At 72.5% G+C, this 23,421-nt stretch carries 14 protein-coding genes; 11 read left to right on the top strand and 3 right to left on the bottom strand.

Annotation, left to right across the window (positions count from 1 at the left end):
- The first annotated feature begins 37 nt into the window (after nucleotides 1-37).
- Together guaB and ACE1OA_RS13980 are read left to right on the top strand one after the other, a co-directional pair.
- Entirely contained in the window at nucleotides 38-1,540 is a 1,503-nt protein-coding gene (guaB, locus tag ACE1OA_RS13985) for an IMP dehydrogenase (protein WP_356599554.1), read from the top strand.
- A 106-nt stretch (nucleotides 1,541-1,646) separates the two neighbouring features.
- The gene (locus tag ACE1OA_RS13980; protein WP_147980800.1) at nucleotides 1,647-2,771 is read left to right on the top strand and encodes a GuaB3 family IMP dehydrogenase-related protein; all 1,125 of its coding nucleotides are present in this window, start codon (nucleotides 1,647-1,649) and stop codon (nucleotides 2,769-2,771) included.
- Between the two features lie 67 nt (nucleotides 2,772-2,838).
- On the opposite strand, the gene ACE1OA_RS13975 is transcribed toward ACE1OA_RS13980, so the two are convergent.
- Together ACE1OA_RS13975 and ACE1OA_RS13970 are read right to left on the bottom strand one after the other, a co-directional pair.
- Nucleotides 2,839-3,336: a hypothetical protein gene (locus ACE1OA_RS13975; protein ID WP_432752860.1), complete on the bottom strand. Its 498-nt coding sequence runs from the start codon at nucleotides 3,334-3,336 to the stop codon at nucleotides 2,839-2,841.
- 93 nt (nucleotides 3,337-3,429) lie between these two features.
- The gene (locus ACE1OA_RS13970; RefSeq protein ID WP_384874897.1) at nucleotides 3,430-4,671 is read right to left on the bottom strand and encodes a nucleotide sugar dehydrogenase; all 1,242 of its coding nucleotides are present in this window, start codon (nucleotides 4,669-4,671) and stop codon (nucleotides 3,430-3,432) included.
- 225 nt (nucleotides 4,672-4,896) lie between these two features.
- On the opposite strand from ACE1OA_RS13970, the gene ACE1OA_RS13965 reads away from it, so the two are divergent.
- The 6 genes from ACE1OA_RS13965 (at nucleotide 4,897) to ACE1OA_RS13940 (ending at nucleotide 18,232) form a co-directional block, all read left to right on the top strand.
- Entirely contained in the window at nucleotides 4,897-6,603 is a 1,707-nt protein-coding gene (locus ACE1OA_RS13965) for a glycerol-3-phosphate dehydrogenase/oxidase (protein WP_356599548.1), read from the top strand.
- Between the two features lie 588 nt (nucleotides 6,604-7,191).
- Nucleotides 7,192-9,621, top strand: a complete 2,430-nt coding sequence (locus ACE1OA_RS13960) for a serine/threonine-protein kinase (RefSeq protein WP_432752859.1) — start codon at nucleotides 7,192-7,194, stop codon at nucleotides 9,619-9,621.
- Between the two features lie 163 nt (nucleotides 9,622-9,784).
- Entirely contained in the window at nucleotides 9,785-12,583 is a 2,799-nt protein-coding gene (locus ACE1OA_RS13955) for a protein kinase (RefSeq protein WP_432752858.1), read from the top strand.
- Between the two features lie 270 nt (nucleotides 12,584-12,853).
- Entirely contained in the window at nucleotides 12,854-14,497 is a 1,644-nt protein-coding gene (locus tag ACE1OA_RS13950) for a serine/threonine-protein kinase (RefSeq protein ID WP_432752857.1), read from the top strand.
- A gap of 210 nt (nucleotides 14,498-14,707) precedes the next feature.
- Nucleotides 14,708-16,336 (top strand): succinic semialdehyde dehydrogenase, encoded by a 1,629-nt coding sequence (locus ACE1OA_RS13945; protein ID WP_386545739.1) that lies wholly within the window; start codon nucleotides 14,708-14,710, stop codon nucleotides 16,334-16,336.
- Nucleotides 16,337-16,387: 51 nt separating this feature from the next.
- Entirely contained in the window at nucleotides 16,388-18,232 is a 1,845-nt protein-coding gene (locus ACE1OA_RS13940) for a GMC oxidoreductase (protein ID WP_432752856.1), read from the top strand.
- Nucleotides 18,233-18,885: 653 nt separating this feature from the next.
- On the opposite strand, the gene ACE1OA_RS13935 is transcribed toward ACE1OA_RS13940, so the two are convergent.
- Entirely contained in the window at nucleotides 18,886-19,176 is a 291-nt protein-coding gene (locus ACE1OA_RS13935) for a chorismate mutase (RefSeq protein WP_356599536.1), read from the bottom strand.
- Nucleotides 19,177-19,503: 327 nt separating this feature from the next.
- Between ACE1OA_RS13935 and guaA the strand changes: the two genes are divergently transcribed.
- From guaA to ACE1OA_RS13920, 3 genes are all read left to right on the top strand, one after another.
- The gene (gene guaA, locus ACE1OA_RS13930) at nucleotides 19,504-21,105 is read left to right on the top strand and encodes a glutamine-hydrolyzing GMP synthase (protein ID WP_356599534.1); all 1,602 of its coding nucleotides are present in this window, start codon (nucleotides 19,504-19,506) and stop codon (nucleotides 21,103-21,105) included.
- 104 nt (nucleotides 21,106-21,209) lie between these two features.
- Nucleotides 21,210-21,998 (top strand): class II aldolase/adducin family protein, encoded by a 789-nt coding sequence (locus tag ACE1OA_RS13925; protein WP_356599532.1) that lies wholly within the window; start codon nucleotides 21,210-21,212, stop codon nucleotides 21,996-21,998.
- 134 nt (nucleotides 21,999-22,132) lie between these two features.
- Nucleotides 22,133-23,362, top strand: coding sequence for a hypothetical protein (locus tag ACE1OA_RS13920; protein WP_361317254.1), 1,230 nt, complete (start codon nucleotides 22,133-22,135; stop codon nucleotides 23,360-23,362).
- The last annotated feature ends 59 nt before the right edge of the window (nucleotides 23,363-23,421 follow it).

Below are 23,421 nucleotides of genomic sequence, written 5' to 3'. Positions count from 1 at the left end.
ACATCCGCACCGATCAAGGCCGTTTGGGGAAGGTGTCATGACTGTCAACGTCGACGGAGTGCCCGAGAAATTCGCGACACTCGGGCTGACCTACGACGACGTGCTGCTGCTGCCCGGCGCGTCCGACATGGCGCCCGACCAGATCGACACCTCCTCGTACATCTCCCGGAACGTGCGGGTGAACATCCCGCTGCTGTCCGCGGCGATGGACAAGGTCACCGAGGCCCGCATGGCGATCGCCATGGCGCGGCAGGGTGGCGTGGGTGTCCTGCACCGCAACCTCTCCATCGCCGACCAGGCCAACCAGGTCGACCTGGTGAAGCGCTCCGAGTCCGGCATGGTCACGGACCCGATCACGGTGCACCCGGACGCGACGCTGGGCGAGGCCGACGCGATCTGCGCCAAGTTCCGCATCAGCGGTGTCCCGGTGACCGACCCGGCGGGCAAGCTGCTCGGCATCGTCACCAACCGCGACATGGCCTTCGAGTCGGACCGCAGCCGCCAGGTGCGCGAGGTCATGACCCCGATGCCGCTGGTCACGGGCAAGGTCGGCATCTCCGGCGTGGACGCCATGGAGCTGCTGCGCCGCCACAAGATCGAGAAGCTCCCGCTCGTCGACGAGGCCGGTCTGCTCAAGGGCCTCATCACGGTCAAGGACTTCGTCAAGGCCGAGAAGTACCCGAACGCCGCCAAGGACAAGGAAGGCCGCCTGCTCGTCGGCGCGGCCGTCGGTGTCGCCGGTGACGCGTACGAGCGCGCCCAGGCCCTGATCGAGGCGGGCGTCGACTTCATCGTCGTCGACACCGCGCACGGTCACTCCCGCCTGGTCGGCGACATGGTCGCCAAGATCAAGTCGAACTCCGCCGTCGACGTCATCGGCGGCAACATCGCGACCCGCGACGGCGCCCAGGCGCTGATCGACGCCGGTGTCGACGGCATCAAGGTCGGCGTCGGCCCCGGCTCCATCTGCACCACCCGTGTCGTGGCCGGCATCGGCGTCCCGCAGGTCACCGCGATCTACGAGGCCTCCCTCGCCGCCAAGGCGGCCGGCGTCCCGGTCATCGGCGACGGCGGCCTCCAGTACTCCGGCGACATCGCCAAGGCGCTCGTCGCCGGCGCGGACACGGTGATGCTCGGTTCGCTGCTGGCCGGCTGCGAGGAGTCCCCGGGCGAGCTGCTCTTCATCAACGGCAAGCAGTTCAAGTCGTACCGGGGCATGGGCTCGCTGGGCGCCATGCAGTCCCGCGGCGAGCAGCGCTCCTTCTCCAAGGACCGCTACTTCCAGGAGGGCGTCGCCTCCGACGAGAAGCTCGTGCCCGAGGGCATCGAGGGCCAGGTGCCCTACCGCGGTCCGCTGTCCGCCGTCGTCCACCAGCTGGTGGGCGGTCTGCGCCAGTCGATGTTCTACGTCGGCGGCCGCACGGTGCCGGACCTTCAGGCGAACGGCCGATTCGTCCGGATCACGTCGGCGGGTCTCAAGGAGAGCCACCCGCACGACATCCAGATGACGGTCGAGGCGCCGAACTACAGCAGGAAGTAACAGAGCGCGACGCGTGGGGGCGGTTCCGGCATGTGACCGGAACCGCCCCCCACGCTTGTGTCGGGGATACTGGTACGCGCAGACGTAGAGGGAAAGGCCACACATCGTGACTGAGATCGAGATCGGGCGCGGCAAGCGCGGCCGCAGGGCGTACGCGTTCGACGACATCGCCGTCGTACCGAGCCGACGCACCCGGGACCCGAAGGAGGTCTCGATCGCCTGGCAGATCGACGCCTACCGCTTCGAGCTCCCCTTCCTGGCCGCCCCGATGGACTCGGTCGTCTCGCCGCAGACCGCCATCCGTATCGGCGAGCTGGGCGGACTGGGCGTCCTCAACCTCGAGGGCCTGTGGACCCGGTACGAGGACCCGCAGCCGCTCCTCGACGAGATCGCGGAGATGGACGAGGAGACCGCCACCCGCCGTCTGCAGGAGATCTACGCGGCCCCGATCAAGGAAGAGCTGATCGGCCAGCGCATCAAGGAGGTGCGCGACTCCGGTGTGGTCACCGCCGCGGCACTCTCCCCGCAGCGCACCGCGCAGTTCTCCAAGGCCGTCGTCGACGCGGGCGTGGACATCTTCGTCATCCGCGGCACGACCGTCTCCGCCGAGCACGTCTCGGGCGCGGCCGAGCCGCTGAACCTCAAGCAGTTCATCTACGAACTCGACGTCCCGGTCATCGTCGGCGGCTGCGCCACGTACACCGCGGCCCTGCACCTGATGCGCACCGGCGCCGCGGGTGTCCTGGTCGGCTTCGGCGGCGGCGCGGCGCACACCACGCGCAACGTCCTCGGCATCCAGGTCCCGATGGCGACCGCGGTCGCCGACGTCGCCGCGGCCCGCCGCGACTACATGGACGAGTCCGGCGGCCGGTACGTGCACGTCATCGCCGACGGCGGCGTGGGCTGGTCCGGCGACCTGCCGAAGGCGATCGCCTGCGGTGCCGACGCCGTCATGATCGGTTCCCCGCTGGCCCGCGCGACGGACGCGCCGGGCAAGGGACACCACTGGGGCATGGAGGCCGTCCACGAGGACGTGCCGCGCGGCAAGCTGGTGGACCTGGGCATCGTCGGGACGACGGAGGAGATCCTCGCGGGTCCCTCGCACATCCCGGACGGCTCGATGAACTTCTTCGGCGCGCTCCGCCGGGCGATGGCGACGACGGGCTACAGCGAGCTCAAGGAGTTCCAGCGCGTCGAGGTCACCGTCGCGGACTCCCAGCACAAGCGCTGACCCGGTTCCGTACACAGGAGGGGCCCCGCACCGACCGGTGCGGGGCCCCTTCCGTGCGCGTGGGCTGCTACTCCGCGGACTTCTTGGCCCCCGAGAAGGCCGCGAAGGCGGCCAGAGCGAAGAACAGGAAGGTCATGAGGTCCTTGCTCTCACCCCAGACCTTGGTCACCACGTCGAAGTTCTCGAAGAGGACGTCCGTCGCGGAGACGTTGAGCTCCTTGCCGACGATGATCGCGATGGCCAGCAGCTGGCCGAGGTAGACGGCGCCGAGCGAGAGCGCCGCGCTGGCGACGGGCAGGACCGGGTTGGAGCCGCCGACCTTGCCGGACGCGTAGCCGACGAGGAAGCCGACGCCGATGGCGGCCCAGCCGATCTGCCGGTCGATGGCGCCGGCGATGCCGCCGTAGACGCCGCCCGCGACCAGGGCGGCCACGAGGGCGGCCACCAGGCCGAGCCCCAGGTTGTTGCGGGCCGGCGCCGGCGCCGGCGCGGGGGCGGCCGGGTACGGGGGCTGCGGCGCACCCTCGGCGAACGGGTTGCCGGACGGCGGAACGGACTGGCTCATCTGCTGGATCCCCCCAGGGATGGTTGCGCACGGACGTGCGACCAAAGAGGACCGGAGACTAGCAGCCCGTTCCGACAGCCGGCGGCGGGATTCTCAGAGGCGGTGTGCCGCACCCGCGGGCGTCGCTCCCCGGGTGTCCAGGAGGAGTTGAGCCTTCACCGCGAGCCCCTGGAGGTCGTACGTGCGGTGGTGCTGGAGCAGCACGGTCAGGTCGGCGTGGGCCGCCGCCTCGTAGAGGGAGTCGGCGCGCGGGACCGGCAGGTCGCGCACGCGCCAGTCCGGGACGTGCGGGTCGTGGTAGCTGACCACGGCGCCGAGGTCCATCAGCCGGCGGGCGATCTCGTCGGCCGGGGAGCCCTCGCGGTCGGCGAGGTCGGGCTTGTAGGTGGTTCCCAGGAGGAGCACCCGTGCGCCGCGCGCGGACTTCCCGTGCTCGTTGAGCAGGGTGGCGCAGCGCTGGACGACGTACTGGGGCATGCGTTCGTTGACCTGGCCGGCCAGTTCGACCATGCGCAGCGGCCGGTGGGTGCCGATGGTGTCGACGGCGACTCCGTGACCGCCGACGCCCGGGCCGGGGCGGAAGGCGTGGAAGCCGAAGGGCTTGGTCTCGGCGCAGCGGATGACGTCCCACAGGTCGACGCCGAGCTCGTGGCAGAGCACCGACATCTCGTTGACCAGGGCGATGTTGACGTGGCGGAAGTTGGTCTCCAGGAGTTTGACGGTCTCCGCCTCGCGCGGGCCGCGCGCGCGGACCACCTTGTCGGTGAGACGGCCGTAGAAGGCGGCGGCGGACTCGGTACAGGCGGGGGTGAGGCCGCCGATGACCTTGGGCGTGCCGGTGAATCCGTGGGTGCGGTTTCCGGGGTCGAGCCGGCCGGGGGAGTACGCGAGGTGGAAGTCCTGGCCGGCGCGCAGGCCGGAGCCCTCTTCGAGCAGGTCGCGGAGCAGGCCCTCGGTGGTGCCCGGGTGAACGGGGGACTCCAGCAGGACCGTGGTGTGCGGGCGCAGCCGGGCGGCGAGGGCGCGGGCGGCGTCCGTGACGGCGGTCAGGTCGAGGGTGCGGTCGGGGCCGAGCGGGGTGGGGGCGCAGATGACGGCCGTACGGACCCGGCCGAGTTCGGCGGGGTTGGTGGTGGGGCGGAAGCCCCCCGAGAGCATCCGACGGATCTCCGAGGCCGTGAGCGAACCGTCGACCGGCGGCCGGCCGGCTGCGAGTTCGGCGACGGGGCGGGGATCGGTGTCGTAGCCGATGGTGTCGACGCCGGCGGCGACGGCGGCCTGGGCGAGGGGCAGTCCGAGGTGGCCGAGGCCGATGACGGCGAGATCAGCGGGCATGAGGGTGGGCCGTCCTTCCCAGTAGCCGGAGGGGACGAGGTGCGCAAGCCCTGTGGACAGAACGGGGCGAATGCAATGTCAGACTAGGCGTAAATATGACCGATATGCGGCATTGTCGGGTCGAAGGTCGCCGAGTGTTATCCACAGGCAGTGGCTGAAGTCGGAGGGGCGGGACAGAATCGAGTCTGTGAGCCCGACCACACGGGGGGATGACGGGAGGCAGCAGTGAGGACAGCGACACTGGGACCCGCCGAGCGCACCGAAGCGCTCGTGACGATGACCGAGCGCGAACTCGACGTGCTCGTCGTGGGAGCCGGCGTGGTCGGCGCCGGCACGGCCCTCGACGCGGTCACGAGAGGACTGTCGACCGGCCTGGTCGAGGCCCGGGACTGGGCGTCGGGCACGTCCAGCCGGTCGAGCAAGCTCATCCACGGCGGGCTGCGCTATCTGGAGATGCTGGACTTCGCGCTGGTCCGGGAGGCGCTGAAGGAGCGCGGGCTGCTGCTGGAGCGGCTCGCACCCCATCTGGTGAAGCCGGTGGCCTTCCTCTATCCCCTGCAGCACAAGGGCTGGGAGCGCTTCTACGCCGGTGCCGGCGTCGCGCTCTACGACGCGATGTCGGTGTCGTCGGGCCACGGCCGCGGGCTTCCCGTGCACCGGCATCTCTCCCGTAAGGGCGCCCTGCGCGTGGCGCCCTGCCTTCGGAAGGACGCCCTGGTCGGGGCGATGCAGTACTACGACGCCCAGATGGACGACGCCCGGTTCGTCGCCACGCTGGTGCGCACCGCGGCGGCCTACGGGGCGAAGGTCGCCAGCCGGGCGCGGGTCGTCGGCTTCCTGCGCGAGGGGGAGCGGGTGGTGGGGGCCCGGGTCCGGGACGTGGAGACCGGCGGCGAGTACGAGATCCGTGCCAAGCAGATCGTGAACGCGACCGGGGTGTGGACGGACGACACCCAGGCGCTCATCGGGGAGAGGGGGCAGTTCCACGTCAGGGCGTCGAAGGGCATCCACCTGGTGGTGCCGAAGGACCGGATCCACTCCACCACCGGACTGATCCTGCGGACCGAGAAGTCCGTCCTGTTCGTGATCCCGTGGGGCAGGCACTGGATCGTGGGCACCACGGACACCGACTGGGACCTGGACAAGGCCCATCCGGCCGCGTCCAGCGCGGACATCGACTACCTGCTGGAGCATGTGAACAGCGTGCTGGCCGTCCCGCTCGGCCGGGACGACGTCCAGGGGGTCTACGCAGGACTGCGGCCGCTGCTGGCCGGCGAGTCCGACGCCACCAGCAAGCTCTCGCGGGAACACACCGTCGCCCACCCGGCACCCGGCCTGGTCGTCGTGGCCGGCGGCAAGTACACCACCTATCGCGTGATGGCCAAGGACGCCGTGGACGAGGCCGTGCACGGGCTCGACCAGCGCGTCGCGCCCTGCGTCACCGAGGACGTCCCGCTCCTCGGCGCCGAGGGGTACCGGGCTCTGTGGAACGCGCGGGCGAGGACCGCCGCGCGCACCGGACTCCACGTCGTGCGCGTCGAGCACCTGCTCAACCGGTACGGATCGATGGCCGAGGAGGTCCTCGAGCTGATCGCCGCCGATCCGGGACTCGGCGAGCCGCTGGTGGCCGCCGACGACTACCTGCGGGCCGAGATCGTCTACGCCGCCTCCCACGAAGGGGCCAGGCATCTGGACGACGTGCTGACCCGGCGGACCCGGATCTCGATCGAGACCTTCGACCGGGGCACGCGCAGCGCACGGGAGTGCGCGGAACTGATGGCACCCGTCCTGGGCTGGGACGCGCACCAGATCGAGAAGGAGGTCGAGCACTACGAGAAGCGGGTGGAGGCGGAGCGCGAGTCGCAGCGGCAGCCCGACGACCTGACGGCCGACGCGGCGCGGCTGGGTGCGCCGGACATCGTGCCGATCTGACCGTACGTCCGGGGGCGTGCCGGAGGCCGTCCTTGGCGGCCGCGGCCGCACCTCCGGCCGGCTCCGGAGGCACCTCGGCGCACTCCGGAAAACCCGGACCGGTCTCCGGCGGGGGGCTCGGCCGGCAGGCGGTGCCGCCCCGGGGCTTCCGGCCGGCAGGAGCCGGGGATTCCGTCAGGGCGATCGGTCACCGCGTCAGCGTCGATCGTTTTCGGCCACCCGACGCGGGTCGAGGGAAGGGTTGCCGGCGGTTGTACGGGTGAGGGGGCGGGGCGGCTGTCCGAAGGCTTCGGGGACGTTGCTCCGAGGATTCTTCGGGTAGAAGCAGGGGAAATCGGTCGCTGAAGTGCCCTGTGGGCGGACAGTCGTGCGATCCCGTGGAGGCAGGTGGGGAACCTGAAGGGGGTGGTCTGGCGTCGGGTGGCATGGTGGGAGTGCTTTTCCGCCGAGGCCGTCCTCTCGGAGTGCGGACCCGGGAGCAGCACGGGTCCCGGGGTGAGAGACAATGGGCTCTCTTCCAGGGCGGGTTACCGCATCGCGCGGGAAGCGGCCGACGCGGGCGAAGATCAGGGATCGCAGAGGGGACGCATGTCGGAGGCGGAGCAGTCGCGGGACACGGCGCGGGACCCTCGGCGGGACGCCGGTGTGGGTGCCGGAACCGACGGCGACCGGGGTGTGATTCCGGCCGCGCGTGACGCGCGGGAGGATGTGGGGTCCGACGCACGGGCGAGGACCGGTGCCGGTACGGACGGTGCGTCGGAAGGCGGTCGGCGGATGGACGCCCGGCAGGCCGAGGCGCCAGGACCGGCGGCGGCCGGCGACGCGTCGACGCCGAAGGACGGGACGTCGGCTGACGCCGCGTCGGGCAAGGCCGCCGGAGCGGTGGGAGCCGAGCCGGCCGGCACAATGCCCGCGGACGAGGCGCCCGCGGACAAGGCTCCGGCCGGGTCCGGTTCGGTCGGGGCGAAGGTTGCCGACGGTGCCGACGGCAAGGCGGTCTCCGGGTCCGCCGCGAGCAGGGCGGGCCAGGGCGGTTCCTCCGCGGCGCCGGAAGGCGACGCGGCGGGCGGAGCCGGGGCCCCCGGGCTCCGGAAGCCCCCGGCCGCCGGCCGTGCCACGAAGCCGGCGCGTTCCGGTGCGGCCGTCACCGCCGAGGGAAGCCTCCTCGCCGGGCGGTACCGGATCGGACCCGTGCTCGGCCGCGGCGGCATGGGCACCGTGTGGCGCGCCGTCGACGAGACGCTCGGGCGGACCGTCGCCGTCAAGGAGCTCCGCTTCCCCAACAGCATCGACGAGGACGAGAAGCGACGCCTCATCACCCGGACCCTGCGCGAGGCGAAGGCCATCGCCAGGATCCGCAACAACGGCGCGGTGACGGTCTACGACGTCGTCGACGAGGACGACCGGCCGTGGATCGTCATGGAGCTCATCGAGGGCAAGTCCCTCGCCGACGCCGTGCGCGAGGACGGCACCCTGACCCCGCACCGCGCGGCCGAGGTGGGCCTGGCGATCCTCGACGTGCTGCGCTCCGCGCACCGTGAGGGCATCCTGCACCGCGACGTGAAGCCGTCCAACGTGCTCATCGCCGAGGACGGCCGGGTGGTGCTCACCGACTTCGGCATCGCCCAGGTGGAGGGTGACCCCTCGATCACGTCCACCGGCATGCTCGTCGGCGCCCCCTCGTACATCTCGCCCGAGCGGGCCCGTGGCCACAAGCCCGGGCCGGCCGCCGACATGTGGTCGCTGGGCGGACTGCTGTACGCGAGCGTCGAGGGAAGCCCGCCGTACGACAAGGGTTCCGCGATCGCGACCCTCACCGCGGTGATGACCGAGCCGGTCGAGCCGCCGAAGAACGCCGGCCCCCTGCTGGAGCAGGTCATCTACGGCCTGCTCGCGAAGGACCCCGACCAGCGTCTCGACGACGCGGGCGCGCGGGTGCTGCTGCGGGCGGTACTCGACGCGCCCGTGACGGCCGTCGAACCGGAGCCGTCGCCCGAGGCCACCCGCGTCGTACCGCTGCCGCCGCTGCCCCCGACACCGGCGGTCCGCCCCGCGAGGTCCACGTCGAAGCCGAAGGCGAAGGAGACCGCGGACGCGGCGGCCGAGCGGATGCGCGGCGCCCTGAAGTCCGTGCGCGACGCGGCGGCCGCCGCGACGGCCAGGTCCGAACAGGGGCCCCGCACCGCGTCCGCGCAGGGCGGGAACAGGCCCACGCCCGCGAAGGCGTCGATCACCGATGTCGTACCCCGCCGCACGCTGATCATCATCGCCGCGGTCGTGGTCCTCGCTCTGCTCGGCACCATCCTGGCGGTCTCGCTGAACGGCGACGGCAAGGCGAACCAGGGCGGCGGCAAGGGCACCGGGGACAAGGTGACCTCCGCCGGCACGACGGCCGGGAACACCGACGGCGGCGACGGCAGCGGTGACGGCCAGGACAAGGGGCAGGGTGCGAACGACCCCGGCCGGCAGGGCGGCGAGCAGCCGGGCGGCAGCGCCGGGCAGAGCGGCACGCCGTCCGGCAAGCCCAGCACCGGCGGGCCCGGGGCGGGCGGCACGCAGCTGCCCGCCGGGTACACCATGGTGACGAACGACCGCTTCCACTTCACGATGGCGATGCCCGCCTCCTTCCGGATGACGGGCATAGCGGGCCAGGACTCCGGCGGGATATTCAGCGCGAGCGGCGGCTTCCCGCGCGTCCAGGTGGACTTCAACGCCAGCCCCAAGGACGACGCGGCAAGCGCCTGGCGGGCCGCCCAGCTCGGAGTCGCCGCGACCAGCAGCGGCTACCGGCACATCGGCATCAAGTCCGTCTCGTACAAGGGTTATCCGACGGTCGCCGACTGGGAGTTCGAGCGGAACCAGAGCGACATGCGCGTCCGGGTCCTGAACCGCGGTTTCAAGGTCGACGCGAAGCACGGCTACTCGATCATGATCAGCTGCAAGGCCGACCAGTGGGACGCGGCGGAGTGCAGGACGCTGCGGGAGACGGCGTTCGCCACGTTCAGCCCCAAGGACTGACCGACGCCACGTATCGTGAGAGGTCTTGGACCGTACGCAGTCGTACAGAGCCGTCAACTGCAACGGTCCGGACCGGAATTGACGGCTTTGCGCGGTCGTCGGGATCCCTGCGATCCCGGGGACGCGTGAGGTACGGGGGACAGCGCGCTCGGTGGGAGGCGTCGTGGAGGACTACGCGGGAAGGGTGCTCGCCGACCGCTACCGCCTGCCGCTGCCACCCTCGGACGCGCACGAACTCGTCCAGACGCGCGCCTTCGACACCTACAGCGGCCAGGAAGTGCTGGTCCGGCAGGTGCCGTTGCCCGAGGTCGTCGACGCGGAGTTCCTCGACGACGACGGCCGCGGCTTCACCCCGCAGCGGTCCCAGGGCCGGGCGACCCGGCGACCGGCCGACCCCGCCGTCCGGCGGGCCGTCGAGGCCGCGCAGGCCGCCGCCCAGATCCCCGACCATCCGCGCCTCGACCAGGTCTTCGACGTCTTCGCCGAAGCCGGTTCGCTGTGGATAGTCAGTGAACTCGTGGCGGCCCGGCCGCTCGCCGCACTGCTCGCCGAGCGTCCGCTGAGCCCCTACCGGGCCGCGGAGATCGGTTCCGACGTGCTCACGGCCCTGCGCGCCCTGCACGCCCACGGCTGGACCCACCGCAACATCACCACCCGCACGGTGCTCGTCTGCGACGACGGACGGGTGGTGCTCACCGGGCTCGCGGCGGGCGCGGCCGAGGAAGCGCTGTGCGGATACGCCCCGGTGCCGGTGCCCGAGGAGGAGCAGGCGTACGGCGGCGAAGCCGCCTACCTGCCCGCGGACGCCGGCGGTCCCGGATCGCGGCACGGCACCGCACCCGGAGCGGACGTCCCCGAGGTCACCGTCCCCGGCGCACGCGCGCCGGAGGGGATCGACCCGGCCCCGTCCGCCCGGCCCGCGCTGCCCGGAGCACCCTCGGAGACCTCCCAGGCCCCGGGGTCACCGGGATCGCCGGGCGTCGCCGGTGCTTCCGGAGCCGCGAGCCTCAGCCCGGCCGTGGACGTCCGGGCGGCCCGTGCGGGCGCCATCGCCGCCTACCGGGCCGGCGCCCGCGCCGCGGCCCGCATCGGGGAGACCGGTCAGCTGCCCGTGCAGCGCCACCTGCCCGGCGAACCCCCGGCCCCGCCCGCCGAACTCCCCCCGGCCCCGCCCGCGTCCTCGCCCCCGCCGGTGTCCCCGCCGCCTCCGGCGCCCGCCCAGCGGCTCGGGCCCGAGCCGCAGTGGTGGTCCCAGGCCCTGGAGGACGAGGACGACGGCGACGACGCGGACGACGACTACCCGCCCCGGCGCGGCACCGACGGTCCGCCGCGCGCGCTGCTCACCGGCAGCTGGAGCGACGGTCCGCACGCCTCGCGCGACGGCGCCGGCCCGATCTCCGCGGGCGGCGGACCGGTCCTGCCCGGTTCCGGCCGCCCCGCCCTGCCGGCGGGCTACACCGCCGCGTCCCGTCCGCCGGCCCCCCGTGAGCCGGAGCCGGTGCCCGTACCGGCCGGCGGGGGCCGGGACGGGTACGGCGAGGGCGTCGGCCCAGCGGAATACCGCGGTCCCACCACCCGGCTCGCCGCCGAGCGCGCCCGCCAGGCCCGGATCGCCGTCGTCGGCGCCGTGACCGAGCGATGGGCACCCGAACAGGCCGGGCCGGTCCACGAGAACTGGCGGCTCGCCCCGCCCATCGGCCCCGCCACCGACCTGTGGGCGCTCGGCGCGCTGCTGTACCGGGCCGTCCAGGGCCACGCCCCGTACCCCGAGGACAGCGCCGCCGAACTGGTCCAGCTGGTCTGCGCCGAGCCACCGGCCTTCGCCGAGGAGTGCGGAGCGCTGCGGCCGGTCGTCGAGTCCCTGCTGCGACAGGACCCCACGGAGCGCCCCGACTTCGAGGAGCTGCGCGGCTGGCTGCGCTCCCTCGTCCGGTCGGCCCCGGAGCCGGAGGCGGGCACCGGCATGGTGCCGCTCCCGTCCGAGGACGCCGCGCGGCTTCCCATCGTGCGCCGCCGCGGCGAACTGGTCCGTCGACGGCGCGGAACCGCGGCCGGCGGGCGCCATCGCCACCGGAAGGGCAAGGAGCCCCGCCGGGCGCACGAGAACACCGGCCGCGGGAGTGCACGTCACGAGAACGCGCGCGGCGGCGGCCGGCGCCATGACGAGCGTCATTCGTTCCGGCAGGAGGAGTTCCACGAGGAACTGCCCCAGCGCGCCTCGCGGGCCCCGCGGGCGGGCCGGGACACCCGGGCCCCGCGCTCCCTCGGCCGCAACCTCCTGCTGCTGATCCTCCTGCTGCTCGTGGGCGCCGTCGCGTACGCCGTCCTGTTCATGCCCCGGCAGGGCACGGAGGGCGACCGTCCCGCCGGTCAGGGCTCCCAGGCGCCCGGCGGCGGCTCCACCGGGCAGTCCGCGCCCCCGTCGGCCGGCACCTCGGCGAAGCCCTCCCCGGGGAAGACCGCCCCGACCAAGGCGACGCCCACGTCCGGGACGCCGGCCGCCGACCTCGCCGCCGGTTACACACTGCGCAAGGACCCCGAAGGCTTCCAGGTCGGGGTGGCCTCCGGCTGGCGGCGGAGTCCGATCAACGATGCCGGGCAAGTCCGCTATACCGGTGGTGAGTTCACACTGATCGTGGTGCCGGGCAGGGACACGGTGCAGGCCAATGGTTCCGATCCGATGGCCTACCAGCGGACCAGGGAGCGCGAGCTGCAGCCCTGGCGGGATTCGTCCTGGTCCAGCGCCTCCGGGCTGCGTCGGATCGACGTCGGCCGCCAGGCCATGGCCGTCGGGCAGTTCACCTGGCAGGACAGCACGGGACGTGAGGTGTTCGTCCGCAACCTCGCCCTGATCGAGCGCGGCCGGTACCACGTCGTCCAGGTGATCGGACCGGAGAACGAACGGGACAAGGTGTCCGAGATCTACGACCAGGCGGTGAAGGCCTACCGCGCGACCCGGTGACGCGGCGCGCACCCGTTCGCGCACCGTCCGCTCGCGCACCGTCCGTTCGCACGCCACCCGCTGGTCGCTCCGGGCCGCGGCTCGCTCCGCCGACTCTCGTTGAAAGGCGAACCGTTCAGGGCGCGAAATCCGTCGAACCGCCCCTGAGAGTGGCCGAAAAGGCGCGGCTGGAGTTGGCCCGGTCACAGTGCTGTTCCTTTGCGCGCCCTGAGGTTCCGCCGTCCGTATCTCTCTCCGTAACCTGTCATCCGAAGGAACGGGCGGGGGCAAGTGGAACATTCTCAGAGCGCAGGCGCGGAGTCCGGAACCGGAGCGGACACGGCGGCCGGACTGGTGCTCGCCGGACGCTACCGGCTGGGCGAGACCATCGGTCGCGGCGGCATGGGCAAGGTGTGGCGAGCCCATGACGAAGTCCTGCACCGGATCGTGGCGGTCAAGGAGTTGACGGCGGGTCGCTTCGTCGCCGAGGCCGACCGGCTGGTTCTGCACGCCCGCACCCAGAAGGAGGCCCGCGCCGCGGCGCGGATCACCCACCCGGGCGTGGTCACCGTGCACGACGTGCTGGAGCACGACGACCGGCCCTGGATCGTCATGCAGTACGTCGACGGCCCCTCGCTCGCCGACGCGGCCAAGGAGTCCGGCACGATCGAGCCGAGGGAGGCCGCCCGGATCGGGCTGCACGTCCTCGGCGCGCTGCGCGCCGCGCACGCGGCCGGAGTGCTGCACCGGGACGTCAAGCCCGGCAACGTGCTGCTGGCCCGCGACGGGCGGGTCCTGCTCACCGACTTCGGGATCGCCGCCATCGAGGGCGACTCGACCATCACGCGGACCGGTGAACTGGTCGGATCCATCGACTACCTGGCGCCCGAACGGGTACGGGGCGGCGACCCCGGCCCGGCCTCCGACCTCTGGTCCCTCGGCGCGACGCTGTACACCGCGGTGGAGGGGACCTCCCCGTTCCGCCGGAGCTCCCCGATCAGCACCATGCAGGCGGTGGTGACGGAGGAGCCGCCGCACCCGGAGAAGGCGGGGGCGCTCGCCCCGGTCATCGTCGCGCTGCTGCGCAAGGACCCGGAGCAGCGCCCGCGCGCGGACGAGGCGGGCCGGATGCTGCTCGACGCCATGGAGGGCCGGAGCCCGGCCTCGGCACAGGCGTACGTACCCACGCAGCGGGTGCAGCAGGAGCAGCTGACCTCCGCCACCGCCGAACTGCCCGCGCCGGAGCGGCCCTCGGCCACGTCCGCCACGGTGCCGGCCCCGACCGCCCCGCCGGCCCCGCCCGCCTCCGGGAAGGGCCGCGGCCGCTGGCGTACGGCGGTCCTGGCGGCCGTCCTCGCCGGCCTGGTCGCCGGTGGAGCCGTCTTCACGGCGATGCACTACTCCGGCGGCGACAAGGGCACGCAGGGCGGCAAGGGCACGCAGCCCACCACGACGCAGAACGAGCAGCAGGTCGTTCCGGCCGGCTGGCGCCGCGTCGAGGACCCCGAGGGGTTCAGCCTGGTGGTGCCCGAGGGGTGGAAGCGGCAGACGGACGGCGACAACATCGACTACACGCCGGACAACGGACGTCACCGGCTGCGGATCAGCATCGACCCCACGCCCGACTTCGAGAACCCGTACGTGCACGTGCTGGACCTGGAGAAGACGCTGAAGAGGCGTTCCGAGTACCGGCGTGTCTGGCTCAACCAGAACACCTACCGCGACCAGGTCCGTTCCGCCCGGTGGGAGTTCACCTGGCAGGAGAAGCAGAACTTCCCGGGCCCGAGACACGCCATCGACCAGTTGTACTTCGCGGACGACGGCACCGAGTACGCCGTGTTCATGGCGTCACCGGAGTCGAGCTGGGAGACCACCCGGGAGCAGTTCGACATCGTCCTCCGGCACTGGCGGGCGCCCGGCGAGGGGACGGACTGACGGGACCGGCCGAGGGGTCCGGTTCGGCGGACCGGCCGAGGGAACGGGCCGGAGGGGCGGGCCGCCGGAACGTGAGATCGCCCTCCCGGCCGACCGTAAGCCGCTGATCAGGGCTTATGTGCCAGCGATCGCTGGCGTGATGTGCGCACCCGGTGAAAACGCGTTACCGACGGGTACCCAAAGACCTGAATGCGGCCTACTCTCGCCCTCATGACGGACTCGCAGGCACTCACCGCCACGGCCACCGCCGCCCACGGCACGAACCCCCTCGCGCCCTCGCCCGCCGGCGCCCGGACCGCCGCCGACGTGGTCACGCCCGAGGTGGTCGCCCAGCTCACCCGCGGAGTCGTAGGCTCCGGCCGGACCGCGAACCACACCCCGTTCACCGGTGAGCGGCTGGCGGAGCTGCCCGAGTCCACCCCCGAGGACGTCGCCGAGGCCTTCGCCCGTGCGCGTACGGCCCAGACCGCGTGGGCCGCCACCCCGGTCAAGGCCCGCGCGGCCGTCCTGCTGCGCTTCCACGACCTGGTCCTCGAGCGCCAGGCCGAGGTCCTCGACCTCATCCAGCTGGAGACGGGCAAGGCGCGGCTGCACGCCCACGAGGAGGTGCAGGCGGTCGCCGTCGCCGCCCGCCACTACGGCCGCAAGGCCCCCGCGTACCTGCGCCCGAAGCACCACACCGGCGTCGTCCCGACCCTGACCAAGGTCACCGAGCTGCGCCAGCCGCGCGGGGTCGTCGGGCAGATCGCGCCCTGGAACTACCCGCTGGAGCTGTCGGTCGGCGACGCCCTGCCGGCCTTCGTCGCGGGCAACGCCGTCGTCATGAAGCCGGACACCGAGACCGCGCTGACGGCGCTGTGGGCGCGCGACCTGCTCGTCGAGGCCGGTCTGCCGGCCGGCGTCTTCCAGGTCGTCCTCGGCGACGGGCCGGTGGTGGGCCCCGAGGTCGTGAAGCACGCCGACTACGTCTCCTTCACCGGCTCCACCCGCACCGGCCGCGAGGTCGCGCAGGGCGCCGCCGCCCGCCTCGTCGGCGTCACCCTCGAACTCGGCGGCAAGAACGCGATGATCGTCCTCAAGGACGCCGACATCGAGAAGGCCGCCGCCGGCGCCGTCCGCGCCTGCTTCTCCTCCGCGGGCCAGCTCTGCATCTCCATCGAGCGGCTGTACGTGCACGAGTCCGTCGCCGGCGCCTTCCTGGAGCGCTTCGCGGCCCGGACGAAGGCGATGCGCCTCGGCAACGCGCTCGCGTATGGCGCCGACATGGGCTCCCTGGTCAGCGACCGGCAGCTGGAGACCGTCACCCGGCACGTCGAGGAGGCCGTCGAGAAGGGCGCCCGGCTCGTCGCGGGCGGCGTGGCCCGTCCCGACATCGGGCCGCTGTTCTACGAGCCCACCATCCTCGACGGCGTCGAGGCCCCGATGGCCGTGTGCTCGGAGGAGACCTTCGGCCCGGTCGTCTCGATCTACCGGTTCACCGACGAGGACGAGGTCGTCGAGCAGGCCAACGGCACCCCGTACGGCCTCAACTCCTCCGTCTGGACCAAGGACGCGAAGCGCGGCCACGCCGTCGCCGCCCGGCTGCGCACCGGCACCGTCAACATCAACGAGGGCTACGCCCCCGCGTACGGCAGTGTCCAGGCGCCGATGGGCGGCATGAAGGACTCCGGGCTCGGCCGCCGCCACGGCTCCGAGGGCATCCTGAAGTTCACCGAGGCCCAGACCGTCGCCCACCAGCGGCTGATGCCCCTCGCGCCCTCCTTCGGGATGGACGACGAGAAGTACGCCGCGTTCATGAGCACCTCCCTGAAGGTCATGAAGGCCCTGCGCCTGCGCTGACCCGTCCCCTCCCGACGTTCCTTCCCAGCCCCTTTCCGCACGAGGAGAGCCATGACCGCGGTACCCCCTGCCCGGAATCAGGACGACGACCTGGACTCGGCGTACGACTACGACGTCATCGTGGTCGGCTCCGGCTTCGGGGGTTCGGTCACGGCCCTGCGCCTGACCGAGAAGGGCTACCGGGTCGGCGTCCTGGAGGCCGGCCGCCGCTTCACCCGGGCGACCCTGCCGAAGAACTCCTGGGACGTGAAGAACTTCCTCTGGGCGCCCGCCCTCGGCCTCTACGGCATCCAGCGGATCCACCTGCTGGGCAACGTCATGGTGCTGGCCGGCGCGGGCGTGGGCGGCGGCTCCCTCAACTACGCGAACACGCTGTACGTGCCGCCGGCGCCGTTCTTCGACGACCCGCAGTGGAAGGACATCACGGACTGGCAGGAGGAGCTGGCGCCCTACTACGACCAGGCCAAGCGGATGCTGGGTGTCCGGATCAACCCGACGATGACCCCCTCCGACGTCCATCTGAAGGCGACGGCGCAGGCCATGGGCATCGGCGACACCTTCCACATGGCGCCGGTCGGCGTTTTCTTCGGGGACGGCGAGGACGCGGGCGGCGGCGAGGGGGGCGCCGCGACGCGGGCGAAGCCGGGCGGCGAGGTGGCCGACCCGTACTTCGGCGGGGCCGGGCCGTCCCGCAGGGCGTGCACCGAGTGCGGCGAGTGCATGACCGGCTGCCGGCACGGCGCCAAGAACACCCTCAACGAGAACTACCTCTACCTCGCCGAGAAGGCCGGCGCCGTCGTCCATCCCATGACCTCGGTCGTGGCCCTCACCGAGGACGCCCGGGGCGGCTTCGCCGTGAAGACCCTCCCCACCGACGACCGGAAGAAGGGGAAGGGCCGGACGTTCACGGCCCGCCACGTCGTCGTCGCGGCCGGCACGTACGGCACGCAGACCCTGCTGCACCGGATGAAGGACACCGGCCTGCTGCCCCGCATCCCGGCCCGGCTCGGGGAGCTGACCCGGACCAACTCCGAGGCCCTGGTCGGCTCGCAGACCACCGACCGGCGCTACCGGAAGCGCCACGGGAAGCCGAAGGTCGACTTCACGCGCGGCGTCGCGATCACGTCCTCGATCCACCCGGACGAGAACACCCACATCGAACCGGTGCGGTACGGCAAGGGCTCGAACGCCATGGGCGGCATGACGATCCTCCAGGTGCCCTACGGCGCGCACCGGGTGCGGAACTGGCTCCTGGAGATCGTCAAGCACCCCACGCTCGCCCTCCGCTCGCTCTCCAACCGCCGCTGGTCCGAGCGGACCATCATCGGGCTGGTCATGCAGTCCCTGGACAACTCGCTGACCACCTACCGCAAGCCCGGCGGCATCGGGAAGGGCCTGCTCACCGCCCGCCAGGGGCACGGCGCGCCCAACCCCAACCAGATCCCCGAGGCGACCCGCGCCGCCGCCCTGCTCGCCGAGGAGATCAACGGCTTCGCCGGCTCCAACATCGGCGAGCTCATGGGCACCCCGCTGACCGCCCACTTCCTGGGCGGCTGCCCGATCGGGGCCGACGCCGAGTCCGGTGTCATCGATCCGTACCACCGGCTCTACGGTCACCCGGGCATCTCCGTCGTCGACGGAGCGGCGGTCTCCGCCAATCTCGGGGTCAACCCCTCGCTGACGATCACGGCGCAGGCGGAGCGGGCGATGTCGTTCTGGCCGAACAAGGGCGAGGAGGACCTCCGGCCGCGTCAGGGCGAGGAGTACGTCCGTCTCGCGGCGGTCGCCCCGAAGTCCCCGGTGGTCCCCGCGGACGCGTTCGGGGCGCTGAAGCTGCCGTTCCTGGGGATTCCGGTCGTGCCGCCGAAGAAGGCGGCGAAGGAGTCGAAGCCGTAGGGGCCGGCCCCGGAACGTGGAAGAGGCGCTGCACCCCCCTCCGAGTGCAGCGCCTCTCCAGTTTCTGGGTGGTGCTGCATAGATGACCTGTGACCAGGGGGGTTGGTTGTATGCGGAGGACGGAATCCTCGTGTGACACGCGTCACTTATCGAAACGGCCCGGGTGCCGTGCGCGGGGAGGGGCCCGGGCCGGAATCCGCGGCAGGGCCCCGCGCCGCGATTCCGGTCGCGGGCGCGGGGCCCCGGGGTCGGCACCGGAGTCAGGGCAGTCGCGGCGCCGAGGGGACGCGGCGCCGGGGGGTTGCGCCGCGGTGGGTGGGAGCTGTGGGTGAGGGACCGGGGGTGTCTCGCCTCGTGCTCGACGGGTGCGGCCGGCGCATCCGTCTGGACCGATTGCGGTCGGCCCCGGGCGTCCCCGGGGCCGACCGCCTTTTCTGGGTGACCGGGCTGCTGTCCCCTGCCGTCCGGTCACACGCGCTGGAGCGAGGTCCCACGACGTACCTGAGGTACGTCACACGCTCCAGCGAAGCCACGCGTGGTTTTCTCGGGCCCGCCCCTGGGTGGCACGGACAACGGGACCAACGAAGGGGCACGCGAGCCGGTCACGCGCCGTACGGGTGAGAGCGGACCCGAACGCAGATGCGGAGGCCCACTCAGATGCGGCCCCGGCACAGCTCCAGCATCGTCATCGCGAGCGCCGTGCCCGGCTTGCCCAGCGCGTCCCGGAAGTGGCCGAGCACCTCCATCTCGCGCGCCAGGTTCACCCGCCGCCCGCCCGAGCCGATCCGGGCCTCCTGGATGACGGCCGAGACGGCCATGCGTTCCTGGATCAGGCCGATGATCCGGTCGTCGAGCGCGTCGATCCGGTCGCGGGCGTCGCCGATCAGGGCCGCGGCCTCGTCGGTGCGGGCGCCGGTCTTCTCGGTGGTGGGCATGGCGGTCATGGTGGGGCTCCTCGTGATGTCGGTGGGGAGCCCCGGGGCGGCACGGCCCGGACACGACAGACGCCCCGGGCCTTGTCGGCCCGGGGCGCCTGGGAAGTCGCTTGTCAGTTGCTCAAGCAGCACGACCATGGCAGCCGGTGGGCCGGTTGCCATAGGTAAAGACGTACGTCGTGAGCTTGCGCATGCGGACAGTATGGACCCCGGCCGGCGCCCCCGGCCAAACCGGGTTCGGATGGTGAGACGAAAAGCGACTACCGGCGCGCCGGTAGAATCGACAAATAGCCCCCCTCTCGGGGGAACCTCTCCTACCGCCGGAAGGCCGCCGTAGTGTCATCAGCGACTCCCGCTGCCGCGCCCGACGTCTCCAACCCGGACGTAGTCCTCGTTGTCGACTTCGGGGCCCAGTACGCCCAGCTCATCGCCCGCCGTGTCCGTGAGGCCCGGGTCTACAGCGAGATCGTCCCGTCCACCATGCCGGTGGCCGAGATGCTGGCCAAGAACCCCAAGGCGATCATCCTCTCCGGCGGCCCGTCGTCCGTCTACGCGGAGGGCGCCCCGCGCCTCGACCGTGCCCTCTTCGAGGCGGGTGTCCCCGTCTTCGGCATGTGCTACGGCTTCCAGCTGATGGCGACCACCCTCGGCGGCACCGTCGACAACACCGGTGCCCGCGAGTACGGCCGCACGCCGCTGCACGTGTCCAAGGCCGGTTCGACCCTCTTCGAGGGCACCCCGACCGAGCAGTCCGTGTGGATGTCGCACGGCGACGCCTGCTCCGCCGCCCCCGAGGGCTTCTCCGTCACCGCGTCCACGGACGTCGTGCCGGTCGCGGCCTTCGAGAACGACGAGAAGAAGCTGTACGGCGTCCAGTACCACCCCGAGGTGCTGCACTCCACGCACGGCCAGCAGATCCTGGAGCACTTCCTCTACCGGGGCGCCGGCATCGAGCCGACCTGGACCACCGGCAACGTCATCGAGGAGCAGGTCGCGGCCATCCGCGAGCAGGTCGGCAGCAAGCGCGCTATCTGCGGCCTGTCCGGCGGCGTCGACTCGGCCGTGGCCGCGGCGCTCGTCCAGAAGGCCATCGGCTCGCAGCTGACCTGCGTGTACGTCGATCACGGCCTGATGCGCAAGGGCGAGACCGAGCAGGTCGAGAAGGACTTCGTGGCCGCCACCGGCGTCCAGCTGAAGGTCGTCGACGCGCAGGAGCGCTTCCTCACCGCGCTCGCCGGGGTCTCCGACCCCGAGCAGAAGCGGAAGATCATCGGCCGTGAGTTCATCCGCGTCTTCGAGCAGGCGCAGATCGAGATCATCGAGGAGTCGGCGGGCGTCGGCGAGGACGTCGCGTTCCTCGTCCAGGGCACCCTCTACCCGGACATCGTCGAGTCCGGCGGCGGCACCGGCACCGCGAACATCAAGTCGCACCACAACGTGGGCGGTCTCCCCGAGGACCTGGAGTTCGAGCTCGTCGAGCCGCTGCGCCAGCTGTTCAAGGACGAGGTCCGCATGGTCGGCCAGGAGCTCGGCCTGCCCGAGGAGATCGTGCAGCGCCAGCCCTTCCCGGGCCCGGGCCTCGGCATCCGCATCGTCGGAGAGGTCACCAAGGACCGTCTCGACCTGCTGCGCGACGCGGACGCCATCGCCCGCGAGGAGCTGACGGCCGCCGGTCTCGACCGCGAGATCTGGCAGTGCCCGGTGGTCCTGCTCGCCGACGTGCGCTCCGTGGGCGTGCAGGGCGACGGCCGCACCTACGGCCACCCGATCGTGCTGCGCCCCGTCTCCTCCGAGGACGCGATGACGGCGGACTGGACCCGCATGCCCTACGACGTGCTGGCCCGGATCTCGACCCGCATCACCAACGAGGTCGCCGATGTGAACCGCGTGGTGCTCGACGTGACGAGCAAGCCGCCGGGCACCATCGAGTGGGAGTAGTCCCTCCCGTACGCCGGTGAAGCCGCCGCCCCGCAGGACGGGGCGGCGGCTTCGTCGTGTGATCTCTCTGGCCAGTTGTGAGGACCGGCGTTACCTTCCCGCGCATGAGCGAGATACCGGCCCCCGTGCCCGTCGAGCGGCTCCACTTCGCCCTGCCTCCCGTGCACGAGACCGCCGAGGAGGAGCGCGCCCATCGCAAGGGCAGACTCGCGGGCGCGCTCCGGCTCTTCGGCCGGCTCGGATACGAGGAAGGCGTGTCGGCCCATGTGACCGTGCGCGACCCCGAACTCCCCGACTGCTTCTGGGCCAACCCCTTCGGTGTGCCGTTCGCCGAACTGAGCGCGAGCGGGCTGATCCTGGTCGACGGTGACGGGCAGGTGCTGCAGGGCGGCCACCCCGTCAACCAGGCCGCGTTCGCCGTGCACGCGCAGATCCACCGGGCGAGGCCGGAGGTCGTCGCCGTCGCGCACGGCCACTCCGTCCACGGGCGCGCGCTCGCCGCCCTCGGGGAGCTGATCGAGCCGATCACCCAGGAGGCCTGCGCCTTCTACCGCGACCACGCGCTCTACGACGCGTACACCGGTGTCGCCGTGGACCCGGAGGAGGGGAAGCGGATCGCCACCGCCCTCGGTTCCTACAAGGCGATCGTCCTGCGCAACCACGGACTGCTGACCGTCGGGGGCTCGGTGGACGCCGCGGCCTGGTGGTTCATCGCCATGGAGCGCTGCGCCGAGGTGCAGCTGAAGGCGCGGGCCGCGGGGAAGACCGTGCCGATCGGCCACCGCGAGGCGATGGCCACCCGGGAACAGCTCGGCTCCGATCTGGCCGCCTGGATCAACTACCAGCCGCTGTGGCGGGGGATCAGCCGCACGGAGCCCGAACTCCTGTCCTAGAGCATGCCCATCCGTCAATGTGATGACGTTTCAATCACTCTTGCGCAGGGCGCTCGAAGCACTCCGGAGAGCTGCGGGATGCGGCACAATTCCTTTTATTCGAAGGCAAGTTGAGCATCGGGAGTGGGGCTGTCGTGGCGGTACAGGAAGCCGGACAGTGCGGAGACCACGCACGGTGCGCCGAGAGAGGCCCGGCGGGGCACCGGCGCGCGGTCGCCGCGTTCCTCGCCCGACGGGACGAGCTGGCCCAGGGTCGGGGCGTGCCCGCGGCGGTCGCCCACTCGCCCGTCGCCTCCCGGCAGTGGGTGTCCGACGCACTGGCCCAGTCGGCCCGGAACGTCGCCGCAGGCGGGACCGCCGCGGGCGACGCCTGGTTCCGGCGGGTGCGCGGCGCCACCTTCGGCGCCGTCTGGGGCGCGGTCCTCGCCCTGCTCCTCGGGCAGGCGCTCACCGCGACCGGCACGGGATGGACGGGACCTCGCACCGCCGCGCTGGTCGCGGCGCTCCTCCTGGCGGTGCCGCTGACCGTCGCGGCACAGGCGCACCGGGCGCGCGGCGGGCTCCTCGCGCCGCTGATCGGACCGGACAACCGGCTCTCCACCTCCCGCGCGGTCGCCGCCGGCTGGCTGCTCCTCGTCGCGTACACCGTGCTCTTCCTCGCCCTGCGCCTGGTCACGGGCGCCGACGGGATCGGCCTCGGACTCGCCCACGGCGCCGGGCTGCCGGCCGTGTCCGCGCTGACGGCGGCCGTCTCCGTCGCCGTGTCCGCGCTCGTCCGGGTCCGGATCACGGGTCAGCGCCTGCAGAAGATCCGGGCCGACCGGCCGCGCGCCGCCGACCTGCTCTGCGACGACGACGGCCGGGCCTCCCTCGCCGACGTCCAGTACGTCGTGGTGTCTGCCGCCGCCCTGGTGCTGTGCGGGGTCCGGCTCGGGCGGGAACCCGACCGGCTGCCCGGGCCGCCCTGGACCCTGGTGCTCCTGGTCGCGGTCTCGGCGGCCTGGTACCTCGCCGCGAAGGGCGCCGAGGGCGGCCGTCCGACGATTCTCTCCGTGGTCCGGTCCCGCGAGGCGGGCGACCTGGACGCCCCGATCCGCACCGGCGACGACATCGAGATCCGCGGCATGGGGTTCGTCCCGCCGGGGGCCTCCGGCCCGGACGCGTTGACCCGACTGGTCGTGCGGATCGGATCCGTGCACGCCCACGTGCCGCTGGTCCCGGTGGCCGGCGGATTCGCCAACCCGACGGACACCGCCCTCACCGTCCCGCTCCCGGCGGACGTGGAGCCCGGCCGGGTCGAGGTGTGGGTCGTGACGGCGGCCGGCGTGGAGACCGATCGGGTCACGATCGACGTCGTCGACTGAGCCCGGGCCGGGCGGCCTGAACCCCCGACGCGCTCCCCGCGTATCCAGATACAGGGGGT

This window comes from Streptomyces sp. JL2001, from assembly GCF_050917515.1.
In the GTDB taxonomy this organism is placed as follows: Bacteria; Actinomycetota; Actinomycetes; order Streptomycetales; family Streptomycetaceae; genus Streptomyces.
The sequence above is the reverse complement of the archived record's forward strand: the minus strand, read 5'-3'. Positions and strand labels throughout refer to the sequence as shown.

What these genes read in the sequence shown, in the direction of transcription:
- guaB (WP_356599554.1), top strand. Translation starts at nt 38, where the DNA reads ATGACTGTCAACGTCGACGGAGTGCCCGAGAAATTCGCGACACTCGGG.
- ACE1OA_RS13975 (WP_432752860.1), bottom strand. Translation starts at nt 3,336, where the DNA reads ATGAGCCAGTCCGTTCCGCCGTCCGGCAACCCGTTCGCCGAGGGTGCG.
- ACE1OA_RS13970 (WP_384874897.1), bottom strand. Translation starts at nt 4,671, where the DNA reads ATGCCCGCTGATCTCGCCGTCATCGGCCTCGGCCACCTCGGACTGCCC.
- ACE1OA_RS13960 (WP_432752859.1), top strand. Translation starts at nt 7,192, where the DNA reads ATGTCGGAGGCGGAGCAGTCGCGGGACACGGCGCGGGACCCTCGGCGG.
- ACE1OA_RS13945 (WP_386545739.1), top strand. Translation starts at nt 14,708, where the DNA reads ATGACGGACTCGCAGGCACTCACCGCCACGGCCACCGCCGCCCACGGC.
- ACE1OA_RS13940 (WP_432752856.1), top strand. Translation starts at nt 16,388, where the DNA reads ATGACCGCGGTACCCCCTGCCCGGAATCAGGACGACGACCTGGACTCG.
- ACE1OA_RS13935 (WP_356599536.1), bottom strand. Translation starts at nt 19,176, where the DNA reads ATGACCGCCATGCCCACCACCGAGAAGACCGGCGCCCGCACCGACGAG.
- ACE1OA_RS13925 (WP_356599532.1), top strand. Translation starts at nt 21,210, where the DNA reads ATGAGCGAGATACCGGCCCCCGTGCCCGTCGAGCGGCTCCACTTCGCC.